The 23,823-nt window shown below is 65.0% G+C and carries 30 protein-coding genes; 19 read left to right on the forward strand and 11 right to left on the reverse strand.

The genetic code is table 11. The features are described 5' to 3' along the window. Positions 1-17: 17 nt before the first annotated feature. On the reverse strand, positions 18-1,376 hold the full coding sequence (locus tag ACQP2U_RS05700; protein WP_433713713.1) for an FAD-binding oxidoreductase: 1,359 nt from the start codon (positions 1,374-1,376) through the stop codon (positions 18-20). Positions 1,377-1,595: 219 nt separating this feature from the next. Between ACQP2U_RS05700 and ACQP2U_RS05705 the strand changes: the two genes are divergently transcribed. Continuing rightward, on the forward strand, positions 1,596-1,907 hold the full coding sequence (locus ACQP2U_RS05705; protein WP_433713714.1) for a hypothetical protein: 312 nt from the start codon (positions 1,596-1,598) through the stop codon (positions 1,905-1,907). 75 nt (positions 1,908-1,982) lie between these two features. Continuing rightward, positions 1,983-2,540, forward strand: coding sequence for a GtrA family protein (locus ACQP2U_RS05710; protein WP_433713715.1), 558 nt, complete (start codon positions 1,983-1,985; stop codon positions 2,538-2,540). On the opposite strand, the gene ACQP2U_RS05715 is transcribed toward ACQP2U_RS05710, so the two are convergent. Genes ACQP2U_RS05715 through ACQP2U_RS05725 form a run of 3 tightly spaced genes read right to left on the reverse strand, consistent with a single transcriptional unit; the run spans position 2,439 to position 4,378 of the window. Next, positions 2,439-3,077, reverse strand: a complete 639-nt coding sequence (locus tag ACQP2U_RS05715; protein ID WP_433713716.1) for a Type 1 glutamine amidotransferase-like domain-containing protein — start codon at positions 3,075-3,077, stop codon at positions 2,439-2,441. The genes ACQP2U_RS05710 and ACQP2U_RS05715 overlap by 102 nt on opposite strands. A gap of 6 nt (positions 3,078-3,083) precedes the next feature. Further along, the gene (locus ACQP2U_RS05720) at positions 3,084-3,923 is read right to left on the reverse strand and encodes a maleylpyruvate isomerase family mycothiol-dependent enzyme (protein WP_433713717.1); all 840 of its coding nucleotides are present in this window, start codon (positions 3,921-3,923) and stop codon (positions 3,084-3,086) included. Then, positions 3,920-4,378, reverse strand: a complete 459-nt coding sequence (locus ACQP2U_RS05725; protein ID WP_433713718.1) for an HIT family protein — start codon at positions 4,376-4,378, stop codon at positions 3,920-3,922. The genes ACQP2U_RS05720 and ACQP2U_RS05725 overlap by 4 nt, the downstream gene beginning before the upstream one ends. A gap of 316 nt (positions 4,379-4,694) precedes the next feature. Between ACQP2U_RS05725 and ACQP2U_RS05730 the strand changes: the two genes are divergently transcribed. The 3 genes from ACQP2U_RS05730 to ACQP2U_RS05740 are packed head-to-tail and all read left to right on the forward strand — an operon-like array spanning position 4,695 to position 7,638. After that, positions 4,695-5,870 carry a Re/Si-specific NAD(P)(+) transhydrogenase subunit alpha gene (locus ACQP2U_RS05730; RefSeq protein WP_397031871.1) on the forward strand — a complete coding sequence of 392 codons (1,176 nt, stop codon included), beginning with the start codon at positions 4,695-4,697 and terminating at the stop codon, positions 5,868-5,870. Then, the gene (locus ACQP2U_RS05735) at positions 5,870-6,208 is read left to right on the forward strand and encodes an NAD(P) transhydrogenase subunit alpha (protein ID WP_062982712.1); all 339 of its coding nucleotides are present in this window, start codon (positions 5,870-5,872) and stop codon (positions 6,206-6,208) included. The genes ACQP2U_RS05730 and ACQP2U_RS05735 overlap by 1 nt, the downstream gene beginning before the upstream one ends. Continuing rightward, positions 6,208-7,638 carry an NAD(P)(+) transhydrogenase (Re/Si-specific) subunit beta gene (locus tag ACQP2U_RS05740; protein ID WP_433713719.1) on the forward strand — a complete coding sequence of 477 codons (1,431 nt, stop codon included), beginning with the start codon at positions 6,208-6,210 and terminating at the stop codon, positions 7,636-7,638. Before ACQP2U_RS05735 ends, ACQP2U_RS05740 begins: the two co-directional genes overlap by 1 nt. A gap of 187 nt (positions 7,639-7,825) precedes the next feature. On the opposite strand, the gene ACQP2U_RS05745 is transcribed toward ACQP2U_RS05740, so the two are convergent. The 3 genes from ACQP2U_RS05745 to ACQP2U_RS05755 form a co-directional block, all read right to left on the reverse strand. Next, complete coding sequence (locus tag ACQP2U_RS05745) at positions 7,826-8,086, reverse strand: hypothetical protein (RefSeq protein WP_433713720.1); 261 nt, start codon at positions 8,084-8,086, stop codon at positions 7,826-7,828. 378 nt (positions 8,087-8,464) lie between these two features. Beyond that, on the reverse strand, positions 8,465-8,857 hold the full coding sequence (locus ACQP2U_RS05750; RefSeq protein ID WP_364355345.1) for an acyl-CoA thioesterase: 393 nt from the start codon (positions 8,855-8,857) through the stop codon (positions 8,465-8,467). 26 nt (positions 8,858-8,883) lie between these two features. Then, entirely contained in the window at positions 8,884-9,843 is a 960-nt protein-coding gene (locus tag ACQP2U_RS05755; protein ID WP_433713721.1) for an AraC family transcriptional regulator, read from the reverse strand. 81 nt (positions 9,844-9,924) lie between these two features. Here ACQP2U_RS05755 and ACQP2U_RS05760 point away from each other — a divergent pair, with 81 nt between their 5' ends. Together ACQP2U_RS05760 and ACQP2U_RS05765 are read left to right on the forward strand one after the other, a co-directional pair. Then, the gene (locus ACQP2U_RS05760; protein ID WP_433713722.1) at positions 9,925-10,773 is read left to right on the forward strand and encodes an NAD(P)H-binding protein; all 849 of its coding nucleotides are present in this window, start codon (positions 9,925-9,927) and stop codon (positions 10,771-10,773) included. Positions 10,774-10,913: 140 nt separating this feature from the next. Continuing rightward, the gene (locus ACQP2U_RS05765) at positions 10,914-12,191 is read left to right on the forward strand and encodes an MFS transporter (RefSeq protein ID WP_433713723.1); all 1,278 of its coding nucleotides are present in this window, start codon (positions 10,914-10,916) and stop codon (positions 12,189-12,191) included. Here ACQP2U_RS05765 and ACQP2U_RS05770 read toward each other — a convergent pair. Next, positions 12,181-13,116, reverse strand: a complete 936-nt coding sequence (locus ACQP2U_RS05770) for a TIGR03620 family F420-dependent LLM class oxidoreductase (protein WP_433713724.1) — start codon at positions 13,114-13,116, stop codon at positions 12,181-12,183. The genes ACQP2U_RS05765 and ACQP2U_RS05770 overlap by 11 nt on opposite strands. An 86-nt stretch (positions 13,117-13,202) precedes the next feature. On the opposite strand from ACQP2U_RS05770, the gene ACQP2U_RS05775 reads away from it, so the two are divergent. The 4 genes from ACQP2U_RS05775 (at position 13,203) to ACQP2U_RS05790 (ending at position 14,527) form a co-directional block, all read left to right on the forward strand. Continuing rightward, on the forward strand, positions 13,203-13,742 hold the full coding sequence (locus ACQP2U_RS05775; protein WP_433713725.1) for a TetR/AcrR family transcriptional regulator: 540 nt from the start codon (positions 13,203-13,205) through the stop codon (positions 13,740-13,742). A gap of 18 nt (positions 13,743-13,760) precedes the next feature. Beyond that, positions 13,761-13,997 (forward strand): ribosomal protein L7/L12, encoded by a 237-nt coding sequence (locus tag ACQP2U_RS05780; RefSeq protein WP_433713726.1) that lies wholly within the window; start codon positions 13,761-13,763, stop codon positions 13,995-13,997. A gap of 104 nt (positions 13,998-14,101) precedes the next feature. Next, positions 14,102-14,323, forward strand: coding sequence for a type II toxin-antitoxin system HicB family antitoxin (locus tag ACQP2U_RS05785; protein WP_433713727.1), 222 nt, complete (start codon positions 14,102-14,104; stop codon positions 14,321-14,323). A gap of 30 nt (positions 14,324-14,353) precedes the next feature. Continuing rightward, the gene (locus tag ACQP2U_RS05790) at positions 14,354-14,527 is read left to right on the forward strand and encodes a type II toxin-antitoxin system HicA family toxin (protein ID WP_433713728.1); all 174 of its coding nucleotides are present in this window, start codon (positions 14,354-14,356) and stop codon (positions 14,525-14,527) included. A gap of 43 nt (positions 14,528-14,570) precedes the next feature. Here ACQP2U_RS05790 and ACQP2U_RS05795 read toward each other — a convergent pair whose 3' ends face one another. Then, on the reverse strand, positions 14,571-15,083 hold the full coding sequence (locus ACQP2U_RS05795) for an Lrp/AsnC family transcriptional regulator (RefSeq protein ID WP_433713729.1): 513 nt from the start codon (positions 15,081-15,083) through the stop codon (positions 14,571-14,573). Positions 15,084-15,229: 146 nt separating this feature from the next. Here ACQP2U_RS05795 and pdhA point away from each other — a divergent pair, with 146 nt between their 5' ends. From pdhA to ACQP2U_RS05810, 3 genes are read left to right on the forward strand one after another with little or no spacing between them, the layout of a single operon-like run. Beyond that, positions 15,230-16,342 (forward strand): pyruvate dehydrogenase (acetyl-transferring) E1 component subunit alpha, encoded by a 1,113-nt coding sequence (pdhA, locus tag ACQP2U_RS05800; protein WP_433713730.1) that lies wholly within the window; start codon positions 15,230-15,232, stop codon positions 16,340-16,342. Then, positions 16,339-17,310 (forward strand): alpha-ketoacid dehydrogenase subunit beta, encoded by a 972-nt coding sequence (locus ACQP2U_RS05805; RefSeq protein ID WP_433713731.1) that lies wholly within the window; start codon positions 16,339-16,341, stop codon positions 17,308-17,310. The genes pdhA and ACQP2U_RS05805 overlap by 4 nt, the downstream gene beginning before the upstream one ends. A 3-nt stretch (positions 17,311-17,313) precedes the next feature. Next, positions 17,314-18,672 carry a dihydrolipoamide acetyltransferase family protein gene (locus ACQP2U_RS05810; protein ID WP_433713732.1) on the forward strand — a complete coding sequence of 453 codons (1,359 nt, stop codon included), beginning with the start codon at positions 17,314-17,316 and terminating at the stop codon, positions 18,670-18,672. Here ACQP2U_RS05810 and ACQP2U_RS05815 read toward each other — a convergent pair whose 3' ends face one another. Continuing rightward, positions 18,673-19,356, reverse strand: coding sequence for a DUF899 domain-containing protein (locus ACQP2U_RS05815; protein WP_433713733.1), 684 nt, complete (start codon positions 19,354-19,356; stop codon positions 18,673-18,675). Positions 19,357-19,557: 201 nt separating this feature from the next. On the opposite strand from ACQP2U_RS05815, the gene ACQP2U_RS05820 reads away from it, so the two are divergent. The 3 genes from ACQP2U_RS05820 to ACQP2U_RS05830 all read left to right on the forward strand — a co-directional run bounded on the left by ACQP2U_RS05820 (position 19,558) and on the right by ACQP2U_RS05830 (position 20,922). Further along, positions 19,558-19,920: a hypothetical protein gene (locus ACQP2U_RS05820; RefSeq protein ID WP_062982690.1), complete on the forward strand. Its 363-nt coding sequence runs from the start codon at positions 19,558-19,560 to the stop codon at positions 19,918-19,920. Positions 19,921-19,990: 70 nt separating this feature from the next. Beyond that, complete coding sequence (locus ACQP2U_RS05825; protein WP_433713734.1) at positions 19,991-20,314, forward strand: hypothetical protein; 324 nt, start codon at positions 19,991-19,993, stop codon at positions 20,312-20,314. A 77-nt stretch (positions 20,315-20,391) separates the two neighbouring features. Continuing rightward, complete coding sequence (locus tag ACQP2U_RS05830; protein ID WP_433713735.1) at positions 20,392-20,922, forward strand: thermonuclease family protein; 531 nt, start codon at positions 20,392-20,394, stop codon at positions 20,920-20,922. Between the two features lie 33 nt (positions 20,923-20,955). Here ACQP2U_RS05830 and ACQP2U_RS05835 read toward each other — a convergent pair whose 3' ends face one another. Further along, positions 20,956-21,153: a hypothetical protein gene (locus ACQP2U_RS05835; RefSeq protein WP_433713736.1), complete on the reverse strand. Its 198-nt coding sequence runs from the start codon at positions 21,151-21,153 to the stop codon at positions 20,956-20,958. A gap of 212 nt (positions 21,154-21,365) precedes the next feature. Here ACQP2U_RS05835 and ACQP2U_RS05840 point away from each other — a divergent pair, with 212 nt between their 5' ends. Next, positions 21,366-21,647 (forward strand): hypothetical protein, encoded by a 282-nt coding sequence (locus ACQP2U_RS05840; RefSeq protein ID WP_433713737.1) that lies wholly within the window; start codon positions 21,366-21,368, stop codon positions 21,645-21,647. Positions 21,648-21,836: 189 nt separating this feature from the next. Further along, a complete protein-coding gene (gene eccB, locus ACQP2U_RS05845) occupies positions 21,837-23,321 on the forward strand; it encodes a type VII secretion protein EccB (RefSeq protein ID WP_433713738.1) in 1,485 nt (494 codons plus the stop codon). Positions 23,322-23,823 lie beyond the last annotated feature (502 nt).

Raw genomic sequence — 23,823 nt, forward strand, 5'->3', positions numbered from 1 at the left:
GGCTGGGAATGTTCCGTTTACAGAATCGCGCCTGGGTTGAGAATGCCATGCGGGTCGAGCGCATCCTTGATTCGGCGAGTGAGTGCCATCACATCGGGACCGAGTTGATCGGGTAGCCACGCCTTCTTCAACCGGCCGACTCCATGTTCCCCGGTAATGGTTCCGCCGAGCTGGATGGCCAGGTCCATGATCTCGCCGAAGGCGCGGTGCGCGCGTTCGGTCATTGCCGCATCGGTCGGATCGTGCACGATGAGCGGATGGGTATTGCCGTCCCCGGCGTGCGCGATCACCGAAACCAGCACCTCGTTGCGCGCCCCGATGGCGGCGATCCCGTTGACCAGATCGGCCAGGCGGGGCAGCGGAACACCGACATCCTCGAGCAGCAGCGGTCCGATCTTCTCTACCGCCGGAATGGCGAAACGCCGTGCGGCGGTGAAGGCTTCGCCTTCCTCCGGATCCTCGGTATGGAAAACCTCGGTGGCACCGGCCTTTTCGCAGAGGCCGACCATGACTTCGGCTTCGTGCCTGGCGAATTCGCCCGGCGCGTCCGAGCGAGCGACCAGCAGCGCGGCGGCCTCGCGATCCAGACCCATCCGCATCTCGTCCTCGACCGCATTGATCGCGACGGCATCCATGAACTCGAGCATGGCGGGCCGAAGGGTGCCGGTGATACCGAGGATGGCCTCGGTCGCGGCGGTCAGCGTCGGGAAGGTCGCGACCACGGTGGATTGCGGCGGTTGTGCGGGCAGCAGCCGCAGGGTGAGTTCGGTGATCACCCCGAGCGTGCCCTCGCTGCCGACGAACATCTTGGTCAGCGACAGGCCCGCCGAATCCTTCAACCGTGGGCCGCCGAGCCGCACCACCGTGCTGTCGGCGAGCACCACTTCCATGCCGAGCACGTAGTCGGTGGTCACGCCGTATTTCACACAGCACAGGCCGCCCGCATTGGTGGCCGCATTGCCGCCGATCGAGCATATTTCGAAGGAGGACGGGTCCGGGGGGTACCACAGGCCGTGCTCGGCGACCGCGCGTTTGACCTCCGCATTGAGCAGGCCGGGCTGGACAACCGCGGTGCGGGTGATCGGGTCGACGGTGATCGCGCGCATGCGTTCGGTGCTGAGCACGATGCCGCCGTCGACGGCCGTCGACCCGCCGGACAGTCCGGATCCGGCCCCACGCGGCACCACCGCGACCCGGTGTTCGTGCGCCCACCGCAACGTCGCCGCGACATCATCGGTACCGGTGGCGCGGACCACGGCCAGCGGTGTGCCGGCGTTCGGATCGCGTGCCCAGTCCTGCCGATAGGCCGCCAAAAGGTCGGGATCGGTGAGTACCGCGCCGTCGGGCAGGCGGGAGATCAGGTCATGCAGGTCCACACAGCTCACGCTATACGGCGGGTGCGAGCCAGGGTGAGTGCCCGACTGTAACAGCCGCGCGTCCGGTTATCCCTGGGGGTTTGCTACAACACCGAGGCCGGCGGGATGTGGGTCGGTCCAGTGGTGCCGGGCCCGTCGGCCGATAAGAATTCCGGACAAGGCGCCCATTCGGGGCGCCGTCCGATTCCAAGAGGCGCGCAGGCGCGCCGAGGAGGTCTCATGCAGGTCGAGTCGTCGGATTACCGTGATTTGGTCGCTGCCGTGTTCTCCTACGAATTCGTCGACGGGGGTATCGATCCGGATTCCTTGCGCCGTATCCACGCGGGCGAAATCGCCGAATGGGTGACGGCACTGGATCGCTCCGGCATGTTCGGCAAGACCGCCATCGCCACCCTGTCCGAGCAGTGGCAGCGTGATCCGCGACTCCTGCTCGAAGCCCTCCTCGACGAAGTCGACGACGTCACCCGCCGTCGCTGTCTCGTCGCCTGGTCGGTCCTGGACAGCCGTTCAGAGTTCACCCGGATCGGCTGATCGGGATCGGTTTCCACCCGATCGTGTTTCCTGGACGATCACCTGGTGGACACCTGCTGCTGGCATGCTGGTGACGTGACGAGCACCGAGGCCCTGGTGGCGGGCTTCTCCCGCTGGTGCGAGGCCGTCGTCGCGCGGTTGCCCCTCGGGCTGAATCGCCTTGTCGCCCCGACGTTTCTCGGCTTCGCGCTGATCAACGGTTTCACCTTCGGCGTCGATCTGGGGCTGCTCACGGTGCTGCACGGCTGGCTGCGAGTGCCGGTATGGCTGTCGGTGACGGTGGCCTATATCTGCGCGTTCGGGCTCAGTTTCGTGCTCAATCGCACCTTCAACTTCCACTCGCACGCGCCGGTCGGCAGGCAGGCGGTGGTGTATGTGGTGGTTGTCGTGATCAACTACCTCGGCTTCATACTCGGCGTCGGCAGCGGACTGACCGCACTGGGTTTGGAATACCATCTGTCGCGACTGCTGGCGGGGGCGTGCGAGGCGGTCTACATGTACAGCGCGATGCGCTGGGTGGTGTTCCGCGGCCTATCGCAGGATCTCGATATCATCGCCGTCGACCACGACGACATCGTCGTCGGTGAGCGCCCAGTGCGCGACGCCCTCGGACCTGTAGCGAGCGGCGAGTAGCGCGGATTCACCATCCGGATCGGTCGCGGAATCCAGATGCGGCACGATGCGATGGTCCACCAAACCCAGTCCGTCCCACCGTGGTCCGATACCGCATGCGGGTCCGACCTCGGCAGGGTCATCCATGGATTCCAGGCCGTGCAGATCCGGGGTCAGCAGACATGCCCCCGCGCTGTACCCGGCATACACGAGTGCGTCGGCGGCAAGCAGCTTCGGCAGTACGAAATCGGCTCCGCTGCGAGCGAATTGGGCGCGCAGGACAAAGGTATTGCCGCCGCGCACCCACACAAGCGGGTATTCGGTCAGTGCGTCTTCCAATTCCGCTGCGCGACCGACGAATTCGCGCAGATCGAGGACGTCGGGGGAGTAGCCGAGCTTGCGCAGCGGCGTCACATCGCTGGTGACCGCGCCCGCCCATGCCGCGGGCCAGGCATCACATGCGTTGGGAATCACCGCGACTCGGCCCGGCTCGCCGACGAGCGCGGCGAGCCGGTCGTAGTGTGCGCCGAATCGGTAGCTGGACAGGAAAAGTCGCATCGCGGCTCAGATGGTGAAGGCCAGGCTGCGCACCAGTCGGTTGCCGAGTTCGGCATCGCCGGAGATGGTGTATTCGCCTTCGTGCGTATCCGCGGTTGTGCGTCCGCCGCGCAGCCGGGCGAACAGGCCGGACCCCATTCGAACGACCACGGTGGCGGGTGCGTCCAATTCCTCGACGATATTGGCGCGACCGTCCACCGCGACGTGCAGTGTCTTCGGCAACGGACCGGTCAGCTCGAAGGTGATGCGCGATCCGTCCGGTGCCTGTGCCCCTTTCGCCACCGCCCGCCCGATGGTGGCGGTGAGTTCGCCGAAGGCTCGCTCGGCGCGCGGCCCGCCCTCGTCGACGGAAATGCCGAGCCCATCGGCGATATCGAGTTCGTGCATCCAGCAGTCGAACAGCCGCACTCGCATGAACCGGCCGTAGCTGACCTTGCCGATCGGTGAAACGGTCTCGGCCTGCCATTCCGTATCACCGAAAGACGCGAGCGCCTCGCGCCTGCGGTCGGTGACGTCGCGGTACAGCTCGAGCAGTCGCCTACCCGACAGCGGCCGCAGCCGGTCGACCCAGATCTCGTTGAGCACACCGGATTCGTTGCGCACATGCGGCAGTGTGGTCACGTCGGTTTTGGGCCGGATCGGATCGTGCGCGGGCGGGCGTTCGCCGAGCAGCCAGGATTCGGTGCCGACGATGTGTGCGACCACATCGAACAGCGACCAGCCCGGCAGTGGAGACGGTGTGCGCCAACGCTCTTCGTCGAGATCGGCGACCAGGGTCGCGATCGTCTCCCATTGCTCGGACAGCAGGCCGGTCAGCTCCGTCCGGTCCTGGGTCGAGTCGGTCATTCCTGCTCCTCGGCGCTGGTCTTGTCGTCGTTGGCCAATGCTGATATTCCGGCGCGGATGGCGGCCGCGGTCGATTCGGGATCGTGTGGGCGCCGCAGCAACAGTCCGGCGGCGAAACTCAGTTTGTCGCCGTGCCGACGCGGCACCACGTGCAGGTGGACGTGCGGGACGGTCTGGAAGGCCGCGGTGCCGTCATTGAGGACGAGATTCGCACCGTCGGCGGCCAGTTCGCTGCGCCTGATCGCCAGCGCGAGCCGGTGTCCGGCGCGGAAGAGGTGCGCGACCGAGTCGGCGTCCAGATCCGTCAACTCGGATGCGTGTCGCTTCGGAATGACCAAGGTGTGGCCGCGCGCGATCGGGCGAATGTCCAGGAACGCGCACAGCGTGTCGTCCTCGTAGACCTTGGTCGCCGGGGCCTGTCCCGCCGCGATGCGGCAGAAGACACAGTCGTTCACACCGCCGACCCTACGGCTTACCACTCACCGGGAACATAGTCGGGCATGACGCACGTCACTATGGGAAGGTATTGCGCCGCACCGACCAGGATTCGAACCTTGGTGGTGGTCGCGAATCCGACATAACGGCGGAATCCGGCCGCAACTTGTGACTGCCATCTCAGCTACGCTCGCCGCTAGCGATTGCGTGCCGGGTCGCTCGAAAAGATCAGCGAGCCGGGTACAGTTGCGAGGATTTGGACGAACTTACTCCCGAGTAACATCGTCCGGCCGTGACCGGTTGCTTGAAGCTGAGCCAGAGAAGGAAGTCTGACAAGTGGAGACAACGCAGAGCGTAGGCGACCAGTCGCCGCGCGGAGCGCGTGTCGGAGTCGTTCGCGAATCGAACGCGGGCGAGCGACGCGTCGCACTCGTGCCCAAGATCATCCCGAGCCTGCTGAAGCAGGGTGTCGAGGTGGTGGTCGAAGCGGGCGCCGGGCTCGGCGCGCTCATTCCGGACGCGGCATACGTGGACGCGGGCGCGACCATCGGTGATCCGTGGTCGGCCGATGTGGTCGTGAAGGTCGCGCCGCCCAGTGACGCCGAGGTGGCCAAGCTGACCAGCGGGCAGACCCTGATCGGCTTTCTCGCCCCGCGCAATGCCGAGAACCAGATTCCGGCGCTGAAGGCGGCCGGGGTACAGGCCTTCGCCGTGGAGGCGATTCCGCGTATTTCGCGAGCTCAGGTGATGGACGCCTTGTCGTCGCAGGCCAATGTTTCGGGGTACAAGGCCGTGCTGCTGGCCGCGTCGGAGTCGACGCGGTTCTTCCCGATGCTGACCACCGCCGCGGGCACGGTGAAGCCCGCGACCGTGCTGGTGCTCGGTGTGGGTGTCGCGGGTCTGCAGGCTTTGGCGACGGCGAAGCGTCTGGGTGGACGGACCACAGGCTACGACGTGCGTCCCGAAGTCGCCGATCAGGTGCGTTCGGTGGGTGCGCAGTGGCTCGATCTCGGTATCGATGCCGCTGGTGAGGGTGGTTACGCCCGCGAACTCACCGACGAGGAGAAAGCCAAGCAGCAGCAGGCGTTGGAGGATGCGATCAAGGGCTTCGACGTGGTGATCACCACCGCGTTGGTGCCGGGTCGTCCCGCGCCGCGCCTGGTGACCGCCGCGGCGGTCGAGGGTATGAAGCCCGGCAGTGTGATCGTGGATCTGGCCGGTGAGACCGGTGGCAACTGCGAGCTGACCGAGCCGGGGCAGACTGTGGTCAAGCATCAGGTGACGATCGCCTCGCCGTTGAACCTGCCCGCGACCATGCCCGAGCATGCCTCGGAGCTGTACTCGAAGAATATCGCGGCACTGCTGGAGTTGATGTTGGTCGACGGGAAACTCGCGCCCGACTTCTCCGATCAGGTGCTCGCGGACTCCTGCGTCACTCGTGAGCCGGACGCGCCCGCCGAGGCGACCGAGGCCGAGGCGGCGGAAACGACCGAGGCGAAGGTGGAGAACTGATGTACACCGAACTGCTAGCCAATATCGCGATCCTGGTGTTGTCCGGGTTCGTCGGGTTCGCCGTCATCTCCAAGGTTCCCAATACTCTGCACACGCCGTTGATGTCGGGTACCAACGCCATTCACGGCATCGTCGTGCTGGGTGCGCTGGTCACCCTCGGGAACGTGCAGGATCCTTCGATCCTGACTCAGATCATTCTGTTCGTCGCGGTCGTGTTCGGAACGCTGAACGTCATCGGCGGTTTCGTTGTCACCGACCGGATGCTGGGGATGTTCAAGGGTAAGAAGGCCGCACCGGTGAAGGCTGCCTCCGCGGAGCGGTCAGAGGGAGCTGCGTGATGCATACCTTCGACAATGTGACCTATCTGGTCAACGGGCTCTACATCGTCGCCTTCGGCATGTTCATCTACGGTCTGATGGGGTTGACCGGCCCGAAGACCGCGGTGCGCGGAAACCTGATCGCCGCGGCGGGCATGGTGATCGCGGTTGTGGCGACCATGATTTCGATCCGCCACACCTCGAACTGGATCCTGATCGTCGCCGGTTTGGTCGTCGGTGTGGTGTTGGGTGTGCCGCCTGCCAAGTTCACGAAGATGACCGCGATGCCCCAGCTGGTGGCCGCGTTCAATGGTGTCGGTGGTGGCACGGTCGCGTTGATCGCGTGGTCGGAATTCATCAATTCCCAGGGTTTTTCGCATTTCGATGAAGAACCCACCGTGCACATCGTGATCGGCTCGCTGTTCGCGGCGATCATCGGTTCGGTGTCGTTCTGGGGATCGCTGATCGCCTTCGGCAAGCTGCAGGAAATCCTGCCCGGGCGTCCGATCGGTCTGGGGAAGTTGCAGCAGCCGTTGAATCTGTTGCTGCTGTTGGGTGCGATCGCCGCCGCCGTGGTGATCGGTATCGGCGCCACGAATGATGGTGTGCCACAGTACTGGATGATCGCGGTACTCGTGCTCGCCGGTGTCCTCGGGCTGGCGGTGGTGCTGCCCATCGGCGGCGCGGACATGCCGGTCGTCATCTCGTTGTTGAACGCGCTCACCGGTCTCTCGGCTGCCGCGGCGGGTTTGGCGCTGAACAACACCGCGATGATCGTGGCGGGCATGATCGTCGGCGCGTCCGGAACCATCCTGACCAACCTGATGGCCAAGGCCATGAACCGGTCCATCCCTGCCATCGTCGCCGGTGGCTTCGGTGGCGGCGGAACCGCTCCCGGCGCCTCGGGTGGTGAGCAGAAGCAGGCCAAGGCCACCTCGGCCGCGGATGCCGCGATCCAGATGGCGTACGCCAACCAGGTCATCGTGGTCCCCGGCTACGGTATGGCCGTGGCCCAGGCCCAGCACGCGGTCAAGGAAATGGCGTCGTTGTTGGAGGCCAAGGGTGTCGAGGTCAAATACGCCATCCACCCCGTCGCCGGTCGTATGCCCGGCCACATGAACGTGCTGCTCGCCGAAGCCGAAGTGTCCTATGACGCGCTCAAGGAAATGGACGACATCAACGGCGAATTCTCCCGCACCGATGTGGCTCTGGTGATCGGCGCCAACGACGTCACCAACCCCGCCGCGCGTGAGGACTCCTCGTCCCCGATCTACGGCATGCCTGTCTTGAATGTCGACCAGGCCAAGAGCGTGATCGTGCTCAAGCGTTCCATGAACAGTGGTTTCGCCGGAATCGATAACCCGCTGTTCTACGCCGACCACACCAGCATGCTCTTCGGCGACGCCAAGAAGTCGGTCGGTGCGGTCACCGAAGAACTCAAGGCACTGTAAGTACGTAAGCACGAAAGCCCTCGGCACATGCCGAGGGCTTTTTGTGTCTCCTGGCTCGAGTGTCGGCCTTGTAGTTCGCATTCTGAGCGTTCGTGCTCGCGCCCTTGGTGTTCGACGGTTCCCGTTCCGGGTGGATTCTTGCGCGGGCAGCTATCGTGCAATCACCTCGACGTACTGACCCAGCTTCTCAGTGGTCCCTGGCGGATCCGTCCGGCCACACAATTTCCACAGGTACCCCGCGCTGTTGTGCCAACGCGACCACGCTGCCGGTTCCACTTCGTTCACCATCCCGGCCATCCCACACCGCGATCAGCTGATCGCACGACCCGAGCACAGCCTCGTTCGCCGCTTCGTAGGCGTCGGCACCGGCGTCATCGAAGTCCATCACACGCACGGCACCGGCGCGGCGCAGCAACTCATCGAATAATGCTGCGTGATCCGGTTTCACCTTCCGCTCGCGATAGTTCCGAGATGGGATCACCACCTCCAAGCGCCCGCCCCTGTTGAGAACAGCCTGCGCAAATACCGAGTCGGCCCCACGGGCTATACAACTCACACCGACCAGCTCGTTCGGATCACCCGCTTCGGCCAGCCCCACCGGTCCGGCGTTGGTTTTCAGCCCCGGCGTGTGGATGCCTTTACCGCTGGTGTGAACGATGGCGAATTCGATCGCCCGTAGATCAGCTATGGGGTGTGCTCGAGTTGCTGCGCCCCACCAGGAAAGCCCGTCTAGCTGCGAGGCGTAGGCGGGCTTCCCTATTCAAGCTGATTTGCAGTGGAAAAAGTTGTTCCACAAAATCTTCCGCGTTGAGAACATCCGCCACGTTCAGTCAGTGACCAAAGCGCTGGCGGCGGTGCGGATTACTTCCGGGATCTCTACCGGTTTGCGGGTTTCGTTGTCCACGTAGACGTGGACGAAGGTGCCGGTGGCGGCCAGTTCCAGGGCGTCGCCGGATTCGCGGAAGATGGCCAGGTCGTAGGTGATGCTGGAGCGGCCGAGGCGGGAAATGCGCAGGCCTACCTGGAGTTGGTCGGGGAAGCTCAGGGAGCCGTGGTACTGGCAGGAGGTTTGGGCGACCACGCCGAGGGCGGGCAGGTCGCGGATATCCGTACCGGTGGCGTGCATGAGCCAGGCATTGACCGCGGTGTCGAAGTACGAGTAGTACGTCACGTTGTTCACGTGGCCGTAGTGGTCGTTATCGGCCCAGCGGGTCGGCATCGGCCAGAGGACCGGATACTGCTGCGTCACCCGGCCGACGATAGCTCAGTCGGGGTGCTGCCCTGCCGGTGGTCGCGCGGACTCACGCCGAAGTGGCGTTTGAATGCCGCGCTCAGTGCGAACGCGCTGCCGTAGCCGACTTGGCGGGCAATGGATTCGATGGTGGCATCGGATTCCTGCAGCAGATCGGCGGCCAGGGCCAGGCGCCATTCGGTGAGGAACGCCATCGGCGGTTCACCGACCAGATCGGTGAACCGGCGGGCCAGCGCGGCCCGCGAAACTCCGACCGCCTCCGCCAGGCTGGCGACCGTCCAGCCGTGCGCCGGATTGTGCTGCAGCAGCCGCAGCGCCTTGCCGACCAGCGGATCGCTGTAGGCGTGGTACCAGGCGGGCGCATCATTGCGGGCGAACCAGGCGCGCAGGGCCGCGATCAGCACCATATCGAGCAGCCGGTCCAGGACCACGCTCTGGGCGGGCTCGTCCTTGGTGGCCTCGTCGACCAGGATGTCGAGCAGTCGGGTGTCGAAATCGCCACGCTGCAAGATGATCACGGGCGGCAGGGCACGCAACAACCGCTGACTCGCCGCACCCGCGGACTCATAGGTTCCGGTCACCATCAGGGTGGCGCCGTTCGCATCGGTACCCCATTGACGCACGCCGAGACTCAATGTCTCACAGAGGATTTCACCATCAGCGGTCTTGGTGACATTGCCCGGATCGATGAAGATCTGCGGTGCGGTGGCCGGATCGTCGGCGACCGTATACGGGTCGGGTCCGCGGAAGATCGCGACATCGCCCGCGTTCACTTGCCGCGGCTTGCTGCCCGCCGCATCGGTCATGATCCAGGCCGTGCCGCGGATCATCGATACCACCGTCAACGGCGCCCGGTCCTGAATGCGCAGCGACCACGGCGGATCGAGCAGGGAACACATGACGAACGCACCTCGGGCGCGTGGACCTTCGAGCAGGCTGGCGAGCGCATCCACCCCACCAACAGTAGACGCTGACGCATGATCACGAGTCGCTGAACTATGTTTCGTCGCAGTCCGCGCCGATGTACTGGAACCATGACAAACAGCACCTCCCACCAGCGTCTTATCCTCGTCACCGGCGGTACGGGCAAGACCGGCAGCCGCGTTGCGACCCGGCTCCGACAGGCCGGTCATCTGGTTCGGATCGGTTCCCGCGCGGCCGAGCTCCCCTTCGACTGGGCCGACCGCAGCACCTGGACACCGGCGCTGTTCGGCGTGGACGCGGTGTACATCGCCTTCCAGCCGGATCTGGCGGTGCCGGGTGCGCCCGAGGTCATCCGGGCGTTCACCAATGCGGCCAAGGTCAACGGTGTGCGCAAACTCGTGCTGCTGTCCGGTCGCGGTGAACCGGAGGCCGTGGCGTGTGAGCAGCTCGTGCAGGGCTCGGGCCTGGATTGGACCATCGTGCGCTGCAGCTTCTTCGCGCAGAACTTCAGTGAAGGCGCATTCCTGGAGTATGTGCTCGCGGGCGAGGTGGCGCTGCCCAATGGCGATGTGCCGGAACCGTTCGTGCACGCCGACGATATCGCCGATGTCGCGGTGGCGGCGTTGACCGAGGACGGGCACAGCGGCGAGCTCTACGAACTGACCGGGCCGAGGTCGCTGACCTTCGCCGAGGCCGTCGCGGAGATCGCCTCGGCGACCGGACGCGACGTCGCGTTCATTCCGATCTCCCGCACGGATTTCGTTGCGACACTGACCGAGTACCAGCTTCCCGCCGATGTGGTCAGCCTGCTCGACTACCTGTTCGGCACGGTACTGGACGGCAGGAACTCCAAGACCGCGGACGGCGTGCAGCGGGCTCTGGGCCGAGATCCCAAAGACTTCCGGGATTACGCCGACGAGACGGCGGCGACCGGGATTTGGAACAACCCGAGCGAATAGGTGGTTGTAAGAGTCAGGACCACCGCGCGGAAGCCGATCTCAATGGCGAGATCCGCGGAGCCGGACCCTCGGCCGACGATGTCCCGGACCGGCTCCCCGCGCGGCCACGCGATCGCCTCGGACGCGGTACCGTCGAATTGGTGGCGACCACGACGATCGATCCGCAGACCCGGATAGCACGCGCCGCGGTATTCGTGGTGTTCGCGTTGAACGGTTTCCTACTGGCCATGTGGGTGGTGCACATCCCGGCCATTACCGACCGCACCGGTATCGCGCATTCTACGCTCGGCATGTTCATCCTCATGCTGGCCGGTGCGGGCATTGTCGGCATGCGCATCGCGGGCCCGCTCGCCGACCGATTCGGCAGCCGGACCGTGGTGGCGGCAGCAGCCGCGATCACCTCGATATCCGTGCTCGGTCCGGGACTCGCGAGCGGACCGGTCAGCCTGGCGATCGCCTTGGCCTGCTTCGGTTTCGGCAATGGCGCGCTCGACGTTTCGATGAATACCCAAGCGGTGCATGTCGAGCGGGCTTATCAGCGACCGATCATGTCGGCGTTCCACGCATTGTTCTCCGGTGGTGGGTTTCTCGGCTCGTTATTGGGTGCGGTCGCTCAGGGCGCTGGATGGGATGTGCGTCTCAGCTTGTCGCTCGCCGCTCTGGCGGGTTTGGCGATTACCGCCGTGCTGGTGCCTCGTCTGTTGCGGGACACCGGAGTTTCGGCGCGAGAAGCGAATTCGGACGCACTCCGCGAGAACGTCCTGCACGACCACATTCCGGAAAGCGCGGACAACGTTCCACAGAACCCGCGCGTTGACGCCACGTACGATGCCGCGACAGTGCGGTCGGCGACCACACCGAATCGCTCCCGAAAAGTCTTGGCGCTGGCCGCAATCGCGTTCGCCCTACTGCTTACCGAGGGTGTCGCCGCCGATTGGAGCGCGCTGCAGGTCCGCGACCACCTCGATGTCGACGATGCCACCGCCGCATTGGCATTCGGCGCATTCTCCTGCACCATGACCGTGGGCCGATTCGCCGCCGACCGTGTTGCGGGCGCCTTCGGCCGCGTCGCCGTCGTCCGCTATGGCACATTGATCGCCGCATTCGGATTGGTCCTGATCATGGCTTCGGGTTGGGTGCCACTGACATTGCTCGGCTGGGCGATGTGCGGCCTCGGCCTCTCCGGCGGCATACCTCAAATCTTCACCGCCGCAGGCAATCTCGGATCGACCACCGCGGCTACCGATATGTCGCGGGTGTTCAGCCTCGGTTACCTCGGCCTGCTCGCCGGACCCTCCATCATCGGCTGGCTGACCGCGCTGGTCCCACTCACCGCCGCACTGTTCGTCCCCCTCATCGCCGTCCTGATCTGCTGTCGCTACGCGGGTGCGGTCGCCCCACCGCAAGTCACCGGATAGCGGCTGATGCGAATGACGAATCCCGGGCAAGCGCGGCAAGCTCACGCCATTGTGGCAGCGGCAGCGCAGCCGGATCAGCGGTGAGTACCTGTAGACAAACATGATCGGCACCGGCATCCAAATGCTGCCGAACGCGCTCGCCGATCATCTCGATATCCCCGTATGCCACAACCGAATCCACCAGCCGTGAACTCGGGCCACCCGCGATATCTTCGTCACCGAAACCGAAGCGGCGCACATTGGCCACCTGATGCGGCGCGGATTCGAGATAGCCCCCGACATGCGCCGTGGCCACCTCGCGGGCGCGCGCCCGATCGGCATCGAGGACGACGACCTGCTCGACTCCGAGAAATGCCTCCGGCCCCATGATCCGCCGCGCCTCGGCGGTGTGCTCGACCGGCGCGTGATAGGGATGCGCACCCCAGGTCCGCTCGGCGGCCAATGCCAACATTTTGGGTCCGAGTGCGGCGAGTACCCGACGTGGCGCCGGGTCCGGCCGCGGGCCGTACTGCGGAACAGCATCCATCGCATCGAGATAGCCGCGCATCAGCGCCAGCGGCTTGCCGCCGGAAGGAATCATGTAGCCCCCGGCCTCGACGGATCGACCACCGACTCGCTGACCGCCGAGTCCGAGCAGATAGCGACCCGGGAACGCCTCGCCGAGCGCGCGCTCGGCGGTGGCCATGGCCATCGGATCACGCAGTGCCGCATTGGCAATGCCCGCGGCGACCACCAGCCGCTCGGTCGCCCCGAGCAATAGCCACGCCTGCCCGACCGTATCGCGTCCGAACGCCTCACCGAACCATAGTGCGCCGTACCCCAATTCCTCGATCTCGGCGGCCGCCGCGCGCACCCGATCGACCGGTTGTCCGTCGAATGCGAAGGTCCAGATGCCGACGCCGCCGAGTTGGTGCTTCACCATCATCGCGCTCCCAACACTAAAACGGAGAGGTTCTCCGATTACCTGGCGGTACGATAGCGGAGAACCTCTCCGGTTAACAAGGGATGTGTATGCGGGTCGATGCTCAGCGGAACTATGAACGCGTACTCGAGGCGGCGACAGCGGCATTCGCCGAGGAGGGCCCGGAGGCCTCACTCAATGACATCGCCCGCCGCGCGGGCGTCGGCGCGGGCACCCTCTACCGGCACTTCCCCAACCGGCAAGCACTGCAGGCCGCCGTGCTGAGCGACCGGATCGAAACGCTCTGCGGTCGAGCCGAAGAGCTGCAGGCGGGGGAGCCGAGCACGGCACTCATCGAGTGGCTGCGCGCCCTACTCGTGCATGCCCGTACCGACCACGGCTTGGGCGGCGCCGTCCTGGCTGGACCGATCGACCTGGGTTTCGATTGTCAGCTGGCCATTCGCCAGGCGGGTGCCACTCTGCTCACCAGGGCGCAACAGGATGGCGGCATCCGCGCGGAGGTAGGCATCGACGATGTGATCCAACTGGTCGCGGGCATAGCCCTCGCGGCGCGGCACGGCACCGATACGGAGCAACCGGACCGCCTGCTGCGGCTTGTCACGGATGCCTTGCGTAGTCCAACCGGATGATGTCGGTAAGTTCGAAAGATGTTCGACAACAACAGGCTCGAGCGCCGGATCGATCAGCTCGAACGAAAGCTCGACATGATCATCAAGCACCTCGGCCTCCCCAGCCAGGACCCGGCGATGCCCTATGACGAAATCGACGAACTCATTCGGCAGGGCAAGAAGATCCACGCCATCAAGCTGTATCGCACTCTGACGGGCCACGGCCTGCGGGAGGCCAAAGACGCGATCGAGGAACGCGAGCGACACTTGCGCTGACGAAAGCATATTAGTTTCGTCGGTGACGGCTCCGAATCGCCGCCACCACGCTGGTCGCCGATCGAACCTGCGGCAGGCCGAAGACATTGTGGGACATTGTCTCCATGGCTGATCAGCGAGTATTGACGGCTGCGGTGCACCAGGAAGAACACTGGTACGTCGCGCAGTGCCTCGAGGTCGATGTAGCCAGTCAGGGCCAGACGATCGAGGAGGCTCTGACCAATCTCCGCGAAGCGGTCGCCCTCTATCTGGCCGAGGCGCCCGAGCCCCAACTAACCGCGACTCCATTGGTGACTTCGTTCCAGATTCCCGGCACGGCGGCGTGAGCCCGGCGCTGTCGGACCTTCCGGTGCGTCTTGGAATCAGTCGGGTTCGAACACGTCCGTACGGCAGGTAGTCATGCGGTCTATCGGTGCGAAGACGGCAGGACCGTGGTCGTCCCGCTGCATGGCACGGTCAAGCGCGACACGCTCGCCTCGATCCTCCGGCAGGCCGGAATGACAGCCACCGAATTCCTGACCCTGCTGTAAGTCCTTCACCGTGGTCGGGGAACTCGCCGACCGCTCCGCCAGTTCACGGCCGTAGCGAGCGGTCGGCGGATCCGGCCAGTCGATTCAGCAGCGGTGCCGTGCGCGGTCCGACGAATTGCTGCATCACCAATGCCATATTGGTGCGTTCGACGCCGGGAATTTTCAATATCTGTCCGGCGATCCGGTACAGATCGTCCGCATCTTTCGCCACCACTCGTACGGTGAGATCGGTCAGCCCGGTCATGCCGCACACTTCGGTCACCTCAGGGACCCGGGCGAGTTCGGCGACCACCGAATCCAATCGATGTTGATCGACGACGACGGCGACGAAAGCCGCCAGCGGGTAGCCCAGTGCCTGCGGTTGCACTCGCCGTTCGAAGCTGGCGAGCACACCGTTCGCCTCCCAGCGCGCCAACCGCGCCTGGACGGTATTGCGGGACAACCCGAGCCGGGTCGCCAGCTCGACACCGGTCGCGCGTGGGTTGGCGACCAGCTCGAGCAATAGCCGCGCGTCGGTGGCGTCCAAGGTCACGTCGGCGGGTTCTCTACTGGTCATACAACGCAGTATGACATCCTTTGTCGGGTCATATTTGGGCATTCTGCTTACCCGCACGTCGGTCACTTGCGCACTTCGCCTAGTCGTGGATGCTATGTGATATAGGGCACACCCGCCCTGTGCTCGTGGTCAGGAGGCGATCCCGAATGACGAACAAAACCGACTATCCGGTTCAATTAGTGCAACCCGACGGCCGCCGCGTATTCGACCGGGAACACGCCGCCCTGGTCGCCGACATCGGAGCTGCGCAGCTGCGCGCGATGTACACAGACCTGGTCGTGACCCGCCGGATCGACACCGAGGCAACCGCCCTGCAACGGCAGGGCCAGCTCGGGCTGTGGGCGCCGATGATCGGGCAAGAGGCCGCGCAAGTCGGCTCGGCCTACGCGCTGCGCCCCGACGACTACGTCTTCTGCAGCTACCGCGAGCACGCCGTCGCCTACTGCCGCGGCGTCCGTACCACCGAACTCACCCGGATGTGGCGCGGTGTGGCGCACTCCTGCTGGGATCCCGACGCGGTCAATATGACCAACCCGAATATCATCGTCGGCTCGCAAGGCCTGCATGCGACCGGTTACGCCTACGCCGCCCACCTCGACGGCGCTGAGATCGCGACCATCGCCTACTTCGGTGACGGCGCCTCGAGTCAGGGCGATCTCGCCGAGGCATTGGGCTTCGCCGCGACCTGGGGCGCACCGGTCGTATTCTTCTGCCAGAACAACCACTGGGCGATCAGTTCCCCCGTCCGGATCCAGAGTGCGACTCCGATCGCGCGTCGCGCCTACGGATACGGAATTCCTGGACTCCAGGTCGACGGCAATGATGTGCTCGCCGTCCTCGCGGTCACCAGGCAGGCCGCCACGCGCGCCCGCACCGGCGGTGGACCGTCGTTCATCGAGGCGCTCACCTATCGGATGGGTCCGCACACCACCGCCGACGATCCGACGCGCTACCGCTCCGCCGCCGAAACCGAGGAGTGGGCGCGCCGCGATCCGATCGCCAGGCTGCGCAAGCTGCTGGAACGAGAGTCGCTGTGGGACAAGGCATTCGAACGCCACGTCGATGCGCGTGCCGATGAAGTCGCGCAACAGATCCGTAGCGCGACCATCGATATGCCGGATCCGGCGCCGACACAGCTGTTCGATCACGTCTATGCCACCCCGCATCCGCTGATCACCCAGGAGCGGAACGAATACGCGGAGTATCTGGCCGGTGATCCCGGCGAGACCACCGCGCGACCGGAAGGAGTCCCCAGATGATCACGACCTTCGCCGCAGCGCTCAACGCCGGGCTGCGGCGGGCCATGGACGACGATCCGAAAGTCGTACTGATGGGCGAGGATATCGGTCGCCTCGGCGGCGTATTCCGGGTAACCGATACCCTGCAAAAGGATTTCGGGAACAACCGCGTCATCGATACTCCGCTGGCCGAATCCGGCATTGTCGGAACGGCATTCGGCATGGCGCTGCGCGGCTACCGGCCGGTCTGCGAAATTCAATTCGACGGCTTCGTCTATCCGGCCTTCGATCAGATCGTCTCGCACGTCGCCAAGATCCACTACCGGACGCAGGGAAAGGTGGTCGTGCCCATCACGATTCGCATTCCTTTCGGCGGCGGAATCGGTTCGGTGGAACACCACTCGGAATCACCGGAAGCGTATTTCGCCCATACCGCGGGACTGCGCGTCGTGACGCCGAGCAACCCCGTTGACGCATATTTCATGATCCGCCAGGCCATCGCGCTCGATGATCCGGTGATCTTCTTCGAACCCAAGCGACGCTACTGGGATAAGGCCGAGGTGGATTTCGACGCCGAGGCCATGCCGCTGGATCAGGCCCGCATCTGCGTCAGCGGTACCGATGCCACCGTCGTCGCCTACGGCGGCACCGTGGCCTCCGCCATGACCGCCGCGAAAATCGCGGCCGAGGAAGGACATTCGCTCGAGGTGGTCGATCTGCGCAGTTTGTCGCCGATCGATTTCGACACCATCGAGGCCTCGGTATCCAAGACCGGCAGGCTGATCGTGACGCACGAAGCGCCGGTTTTCGGCGGCCTCGGCGCCGAGATCGCCGCGCGGATCACCGAACGCTGTTTCTACTACCTGGAGGCGCCAGTGCTGCGCGTCGGTGGCTTCGACATCCCCTACCCTCCGGCTAAGCTCGAAAAGCACCACCTGCCCGATCCGGACCGCATTCTCGCGGCGGTCGATCGCTCACTCGCCGCCTGACTCATGAGAGGTGCCCAAGTGGTAGATCGTGCCCCCGAGGAAGATCAGGGCAATATCCTGGAATTCCGGCTACCCGATCTCGGCGAGGGACTGGCCGATGCGGAATTGGTGTCGTGGTCGGTGGGCGTCGGCGACACCGTGCAGCTGAATCAGACGATCGCCGATGTGGAGACGGCCAAGGCGGTGGTATCGCTGCCGTCGCCGTTCTCGGGCACGGTGATCGAATTGCTCGCTCAGCCCGGTGAGACGGTCGCGGTGGGGACGCCGCTGATCCGGGTGCGCAATGATCTGGCGGTCGCACCGGAGGCGGCGAACGGGCGGACCGCGGTGCTGGTCGGCTACGGGCCCGAAGGTGAGACGGTGTCCCGGCGGCGCGGAAACGCTGCCGAATCCAGTGCACCGAGTTCGACAGCTGCGCTGGTCGAGTCGGGAATGAGTCGGGCCGCGGCGACACCTGGGGCGCGCAAACTGGCCAAGGAACTCGGCATCGACCTCTGGTACGTCGCTGGTTCGGGCCCCGACGGTGCGGTGACGGTCGAAGATGTCCGCAGCGCGGTCCCGGTATCGCAGCCGCGCTCCGTGCCGACCAACACCGATGGCCCGACCACACCGGTGACGCCATCGGTCACCGATCCGAACGCGGGCGTCCCCCGCCCCGTATCCCGCGAGGAACGCACGCCGATCAGCGGCATCCGTAAACGCACCGCGGCCGCCATGGTCGCGAGCGCGCGCACCATCCCGCAGGCCAGCACCTTTGTCACCATCGACTTCACCGCATCGATGGAACTGCTCGACCACCTGCGCACGACCAAATCCTTCGAGGGGCTGACCTTGACACCCCTGGCCCTTGTCGCCAAATCCGCACTAGTCGCGCTCGCGGAGTATCCCGGCATCAACGCATTCTGGGACGAGGCGAATCAGGAGATCGTCACCAAGCACTATGTGAATCTCGGCATCGCGGTCGCCACCGAACGCGGCCTGCTCGTGCCCAATCTCAAGGAAGCCCAGGCCTCGAGCCTGCGCGAGCTGTGCCGGGAGATCAGCTGGCTCGCCGAAACGGCGCGTTCGGGCCGCGCCACCCCGACCGACCTGCGCGGCGGCACCCTCACCATCACCAATGTCGGTGTCTTCGGTGTCGATGCCGGTGTTCCGCTGGTCAATCCGGGTGAGGCGGCGATCCTGTGTCTCGGCTCGATTCGCAAGCGTCCGTGGGTATTTCGAGACGAACTGGCCATCCGCTGGGTCACCACCATCGGCATCAGCTTCGACCATCGGATGATCGACGGTGAATTGGCATCGCGCTTCCTCGCGACTGTCGCGGGATTGCTCGAGGACCCGCTCACCCTATTGAGCCGGATGTAATCACGCTCCCGGGTCGCCGTAGTGGGCCGCGATGTCTTCGGAACCGCTCCATCGGCTGTAGGTCGGCGACTGTGGCCAACCATCGGGCGAGTCCTGCCACTGCTCCTGCCGACCGTAGGGCAACACGTCGATCAGCGCGAAAGTGTGACTGAGCTGCTCGGTGCCACGGCCGTTGGTGTGCCAGGTGCGATAGACCTTGTCGGCGTCGCGCAGGAAGACATTCACCGCGAATCCGCCGCCGGGCGGCGCGCCGACGTCGCTGCCGAACGAGCTATTCGCCGTGGAATACCAGGCCATTGTGTTCCCGACCCGTCGCTTGTATTCGAGGGCCTCGTCGATTGGCCCCTGGGTGACGATGACGAACCGGGCATCGTAATTGTCCAGGAACTCCAACCGGGTGAACTGCGAGGTGAACCCGGTGCAGCCACCGCACTGCCACTTCTCGCCGGGGAACCACATGTGGTTGTAAACGATCAGCTGTGGCTTACCGTCGAAGACATCGGCCAGCCGGACCGGCCCCTGCTCGCCCTCCAGGGTGTATTCGGGCATTTCGACCATCGGCAGGCGGCGTCGCTGCGCGGCGATGGCATCGAGTTCTCGGGTCGCTGCCTTCTCCCGGATGCGCAGCTCATCGAGTTGGTGCTGCCAGGTGTCGGCATCGACGACGGGCGGCAGAGCATTCATGAGGTTCCTCCCTGATCGGGTTGCGTTTGCAGATATAGACGCCACGCGGTCACCGAACTCATCGCCGCGCGGGAAGCTCCCTGAACTCGCCGAGATGGAGCCGTTACTACCCCTTGGCACCACTTTCGGAACATACTGGTATATCCGCTGGTCATCGCATGAGAACCGCAGTTGGGCGTCAACGGAAGCGGAGGGCAAAGCATGACGATTCTGCTCCAGGTGCTAGAGCAGAGCTTCACGCCGACTACGCCGTGGGAACGGCGCAAATTCACCTTTGTCAATGCCGACAAGATCGTCGGCATGCGGCTGGACGGACAGTCCGGCGTCTGGCTGGACCTGTCGCGCCCCGGTGAATCACAGCGCCTGGCCCGAACACTGGACCCGCGTGACGCTGTCACGTTCCTGCTCACCACCTTCGCGAAAATCGCGGAGTGTGAGGAACGCGGTGGTTCGTGGCTGATCGGACACGACGGCGCGCACACCGAGTCCATCGTGGCCACCAGATTCCCACCCCGGGCCAGTGAAGTCGCCAATGATGATCTGCTGGCTCGCGCTTGGCTTTGAGCCCTGACCGGCTCCGAGGCGCTCCGGCTGAGTTCTACGAATGTCGGTGCATACGGGTACATCTGGTTCCGTGCGTGCCGACATCCGACGATGGCTGCCTGCTCTGATCGCGGGGGCCCTGACCGCGCTGCCCGGGTGCGCCGAGGTGGGTGGTGGACAGGCCGCACCCCACAGGGCGGGTGCACTCAGTCCTACCCGGGTCCAGCTCGAACAGTTGCTCGCCGCCGTGCGGGTCGTTGCGGCGTGGGGACATCCCGGCGGTTATGAGCGCGGATGCAAGGAAGGGCAGCGGTGCGTATTCGGACAGTCGTGGACCGCTGACCACGACGGTCCCGGCGGGCACGACGGCTGCGATACCCGCATTATCTGCACTGTTCAGGGAGGGGCGGCATGATTTCCCTGGTAGTGCAGCGGTTTGCGGGACTTCGTGGGGTGAGGGACGTGAGTCACGGGGTGGCGGTGGTCTGCGCCGTGGTGGTGGTTCCGCTGACTGCGGGCTGTGGTCAGGCGCCGGGGGTCGGGTCGGCGTCACCGGCGGCCGCGGCGCCGAGCCCGATTCCCGTTCCGGCTGATGCCGAGGGTCCGTTTCCGGTGTCGCGGGTGGTCGACGGCGACACGGTGTCGATCCAGAAGGACGGCAAGCAGGTGAAGGTCCGGATGGTGGGTTTGGACACTCCTGAGACCTGGGATCCGCACAAGGCGGCGCAGTGTTTCGGCGTGGAGGCGTCGAACCATGCCAAGCAGGTGCTGACCGGGAAACAGGTGCTGGTGAAGCCGGATTCGTCGCAGGACAGCACCGATAAATACGGCCGGCTCCTGGCGTACGTCTGGGTGGACGGGGCGCTGTTCAATCTCGACCAGATCGCTCAGGGCTTCGGCCACGCATACACCTATCAGACCCCTTACCAGTATCAACGTGAGTTCCGCGCAGCTGAACGGCATGCGCGAGACAACCAGCTCGGGCTCTGGAATCCGGCGACGTGCAACGGCGTCACACAGTAGCGGGCGCGACGGTGCCGGATCGCTCGGTGCCGTTCACTGTTCGCCGGGCTGGTGCTGGTTGCGTAGCCGCCATTGCTCAGCTTCGCGCAGTAGCCGCTCGGCGTTGTCTTTCGCGATCGGCGGCGGGACTTCTTCCGGTGCCAGTGGTTCGTCGGTGAAGATCAGGCTGCTGAGAAACGCCTGCGGATCCCGGGCTGCTTCGTCGAGCGCGCGCTCCCATGGATCGGTCATGATCCAATCGTCCCATTTCAGACAGCACCGCTGAAGGCCGGTGGCCTTGTCGGCGAGATCCCTGTGCGGGGCTAGCTGGTGGTGGTCCAGCGTTGGAGCCGCCAGTCCGGCGCGTTAGCCCGGCGTGCCCATCGACCAGGTGGTGGAAGCATTACTTCCCAGAAATTGGACGCGGTGGATCGCTCGAAGGGCGGAAGAGGCGGCAGTGTCATGTGCGCGGTGATGTCGCGGGCGGGTTCTTCGTATGTGAACTCAAGGGCATTCGAGGCGATTTCCAAATTGACCGCGCGAGTTTCGTCCGACGTGAGGGTGATCTCGATCCGATGCTGTCGCAATTCGTCGTCGGAGCCCCGGTCGCGGGCCCCCGGCCCACACGGGCCACCGTCGACATCGCCTACGGCCTCAGCGAGCGATACTACAAAGCGCAGGTCGGCTACACCTCACCGCAGGGCACGACCCTGCCTGGCGGAGCCCAAGTGCCGCAATCGAATTGACGAACACCAAACCAACCTCGATCCGCCCTCGACGACCAACTGAACAAGGGTCGCGTGGCAGCGATCAGCCATTCCACCGCCTCGTCGCACTGTCAATCCCCTCGAAGTGTGGAGGCTCCCCAGATGGAGGCTGCTTGCAGGGAACTGTACTGTGTTCGGCGAACGCGAGCATTGTTCGGGGAGGGAAACATGCCTTCAAAACCCACTACCCGCTGGCAGGTGAGCGGTTACCGCTTTCTGGTCCGGCGGATGGAACACGCGCTGGTGCGCCGGGACGTGCGCATGCTGCACGATCCGATGCGATCCCAGTCCCGTGCCTACGCATCGGGATTGATCATGGCGATCGTGGTGCTGGCCGGTTGCGGCGTGCTCGCACTGCTGCGCCCGCAGGACAAGATCGGCAGCAACAAGATCCTGATCGGCAAGGAATCCGGCGCCGTCTACGTGGTGATCAACGATGTGGTGCATCCGACGCTGAACCTCGCATCGGCCCGGCTGGCCGCGGGATCGCCGGACAAGGCCGTCATCGTCAAGGAATCCGAGATCGGCAAGAAGGCGCGCGGCCAGCTGATCGGCATTCCGGGCGCACCCTCCTCGCTGCGCTTCGACAAAGACGGCAAGGGCCGGATCTGGACCGTCTGCGACCAGGTGAAGGTCGACGGCAGCAAGGACCTCACCACCGCGGTGCTCGCCGGAAGCCTCACGCTGGGCGAGAAGGCCTCGGTCATGGGTAAAGACCGGGCGCTGCTGGTCCAGGGCAAGGACTCGGCTTATCTGATCTACGACGGCAAGCGCGCCCGCATCGACCTCAAAGAACGCGCCGTCACCGACGCACTGAAGATCACCGGAGCCACCGCGCGGCCGATCGGCGAGGGCCTGCTCAATACGATTCCCGAAGTGCTGCCGATCAAGCGGCCGACGATCAATGACCCGGGTGGCTCGGTGGCCTACTCGATCAGCGGCCACCGCATCGGCGACGTGGTGCAGGTGCCCACCGAGCCCGACGTGAACTATGTGGTGCTGCAAGACGGTCTACAGCCGATCTCTCGGGTGACCGCCGAAATCATCCGCAATAGCAACCCGACCACGGCCACCAGCAGCTGGATCGAACACATCGAGCGCACCCACGCGGACATCTCGCAGGCGCTGCCGGTCGGTGACTATCCGCAGTCCGCTCCGTCGCTCGTCCAGGCCAAGGATGATCCGGTCAGCTGTCTGTCGTGGAAGCCGCTAGCCGCCGCGGACAACAAGGACGGCGGCAAGCGTGCCGAGCTGTCGGTGTTGACCGGTGTGGCACTGCCGATTCCGGATAAGGCCAAACTGGTGCCGCTGGCCCAGGCGGACGGTTCCGGTGCCAATGCCGATTCGGTCTACATTCCGCCGGGCACGGGCGCGTTCGTGCAGACCACCGGCATCGAAATCGACAGTCTCCGCAAGGACAGCAAGTTCTACATCGCCGACACCGGTGTCCGCTACGGCGTCAAGGACTCCGATGCCGAGAAGGCGCTCGGTATGGACACCGATTCGGGCACCAAGGCCGAACCCGCGCCGTGGCCGATCGTCGGCCTGCTCGCGGCGGGTCCGAGCCTGGCCCGCGCAGACGCCATGGTCGCCCACGACGGCGTCGCCGCGGATCCCTCGCCCTCGAAATCGCCTGTCGCCTCACAGAATTGAGCGCTCAGCACCTTCATCGCCGCCGCCAGCCGCCAGCGCAGACAAAATGGTGGTGGAACCGATCAGCGAGCCACCCCATGCCCATGCCGCTTTGTGAGCCTGGAGATACTCTCTCATTTGTAAACCCGCGCCGCCGCTGGTGTCAGCGGCGACGCGAATCCTATGCCTTCTCAATACCTTAGGGAATCACCCCGGGCAGTGCCGAATGCGGTCCCGACCACGAAGCCAGCCAGGACCGCATTCGTATATTTGACAAGATGGCTACACAGCAGACCAAACTGTGAAGAGTTCGACACAGTATTCGATCGTCACGCTGGCCCCCATCATCGACGTTGGTGCCTGCAACGTCCCCCGCACAAGTCGCCCGCAGTGAACGTCATCGGGGGGCGTAACGGACGCCACCCCCATAGCCAGCCGGATTGCCCCAATCGAGCTCACCTGCCTGATAGAAGTCACACCCCGCCGCAGTCTCCCGCCCCTGCCCTCTCCTGACCATGTCGCT

The organism is Nocardia sp. CA-084685 (assembly GCF_050955785.1).
GTDB lineage: Bacteria > Actinomycetota > Actinomycetes > Mycobacteriales > Mycobacteriaceae > Nocardia.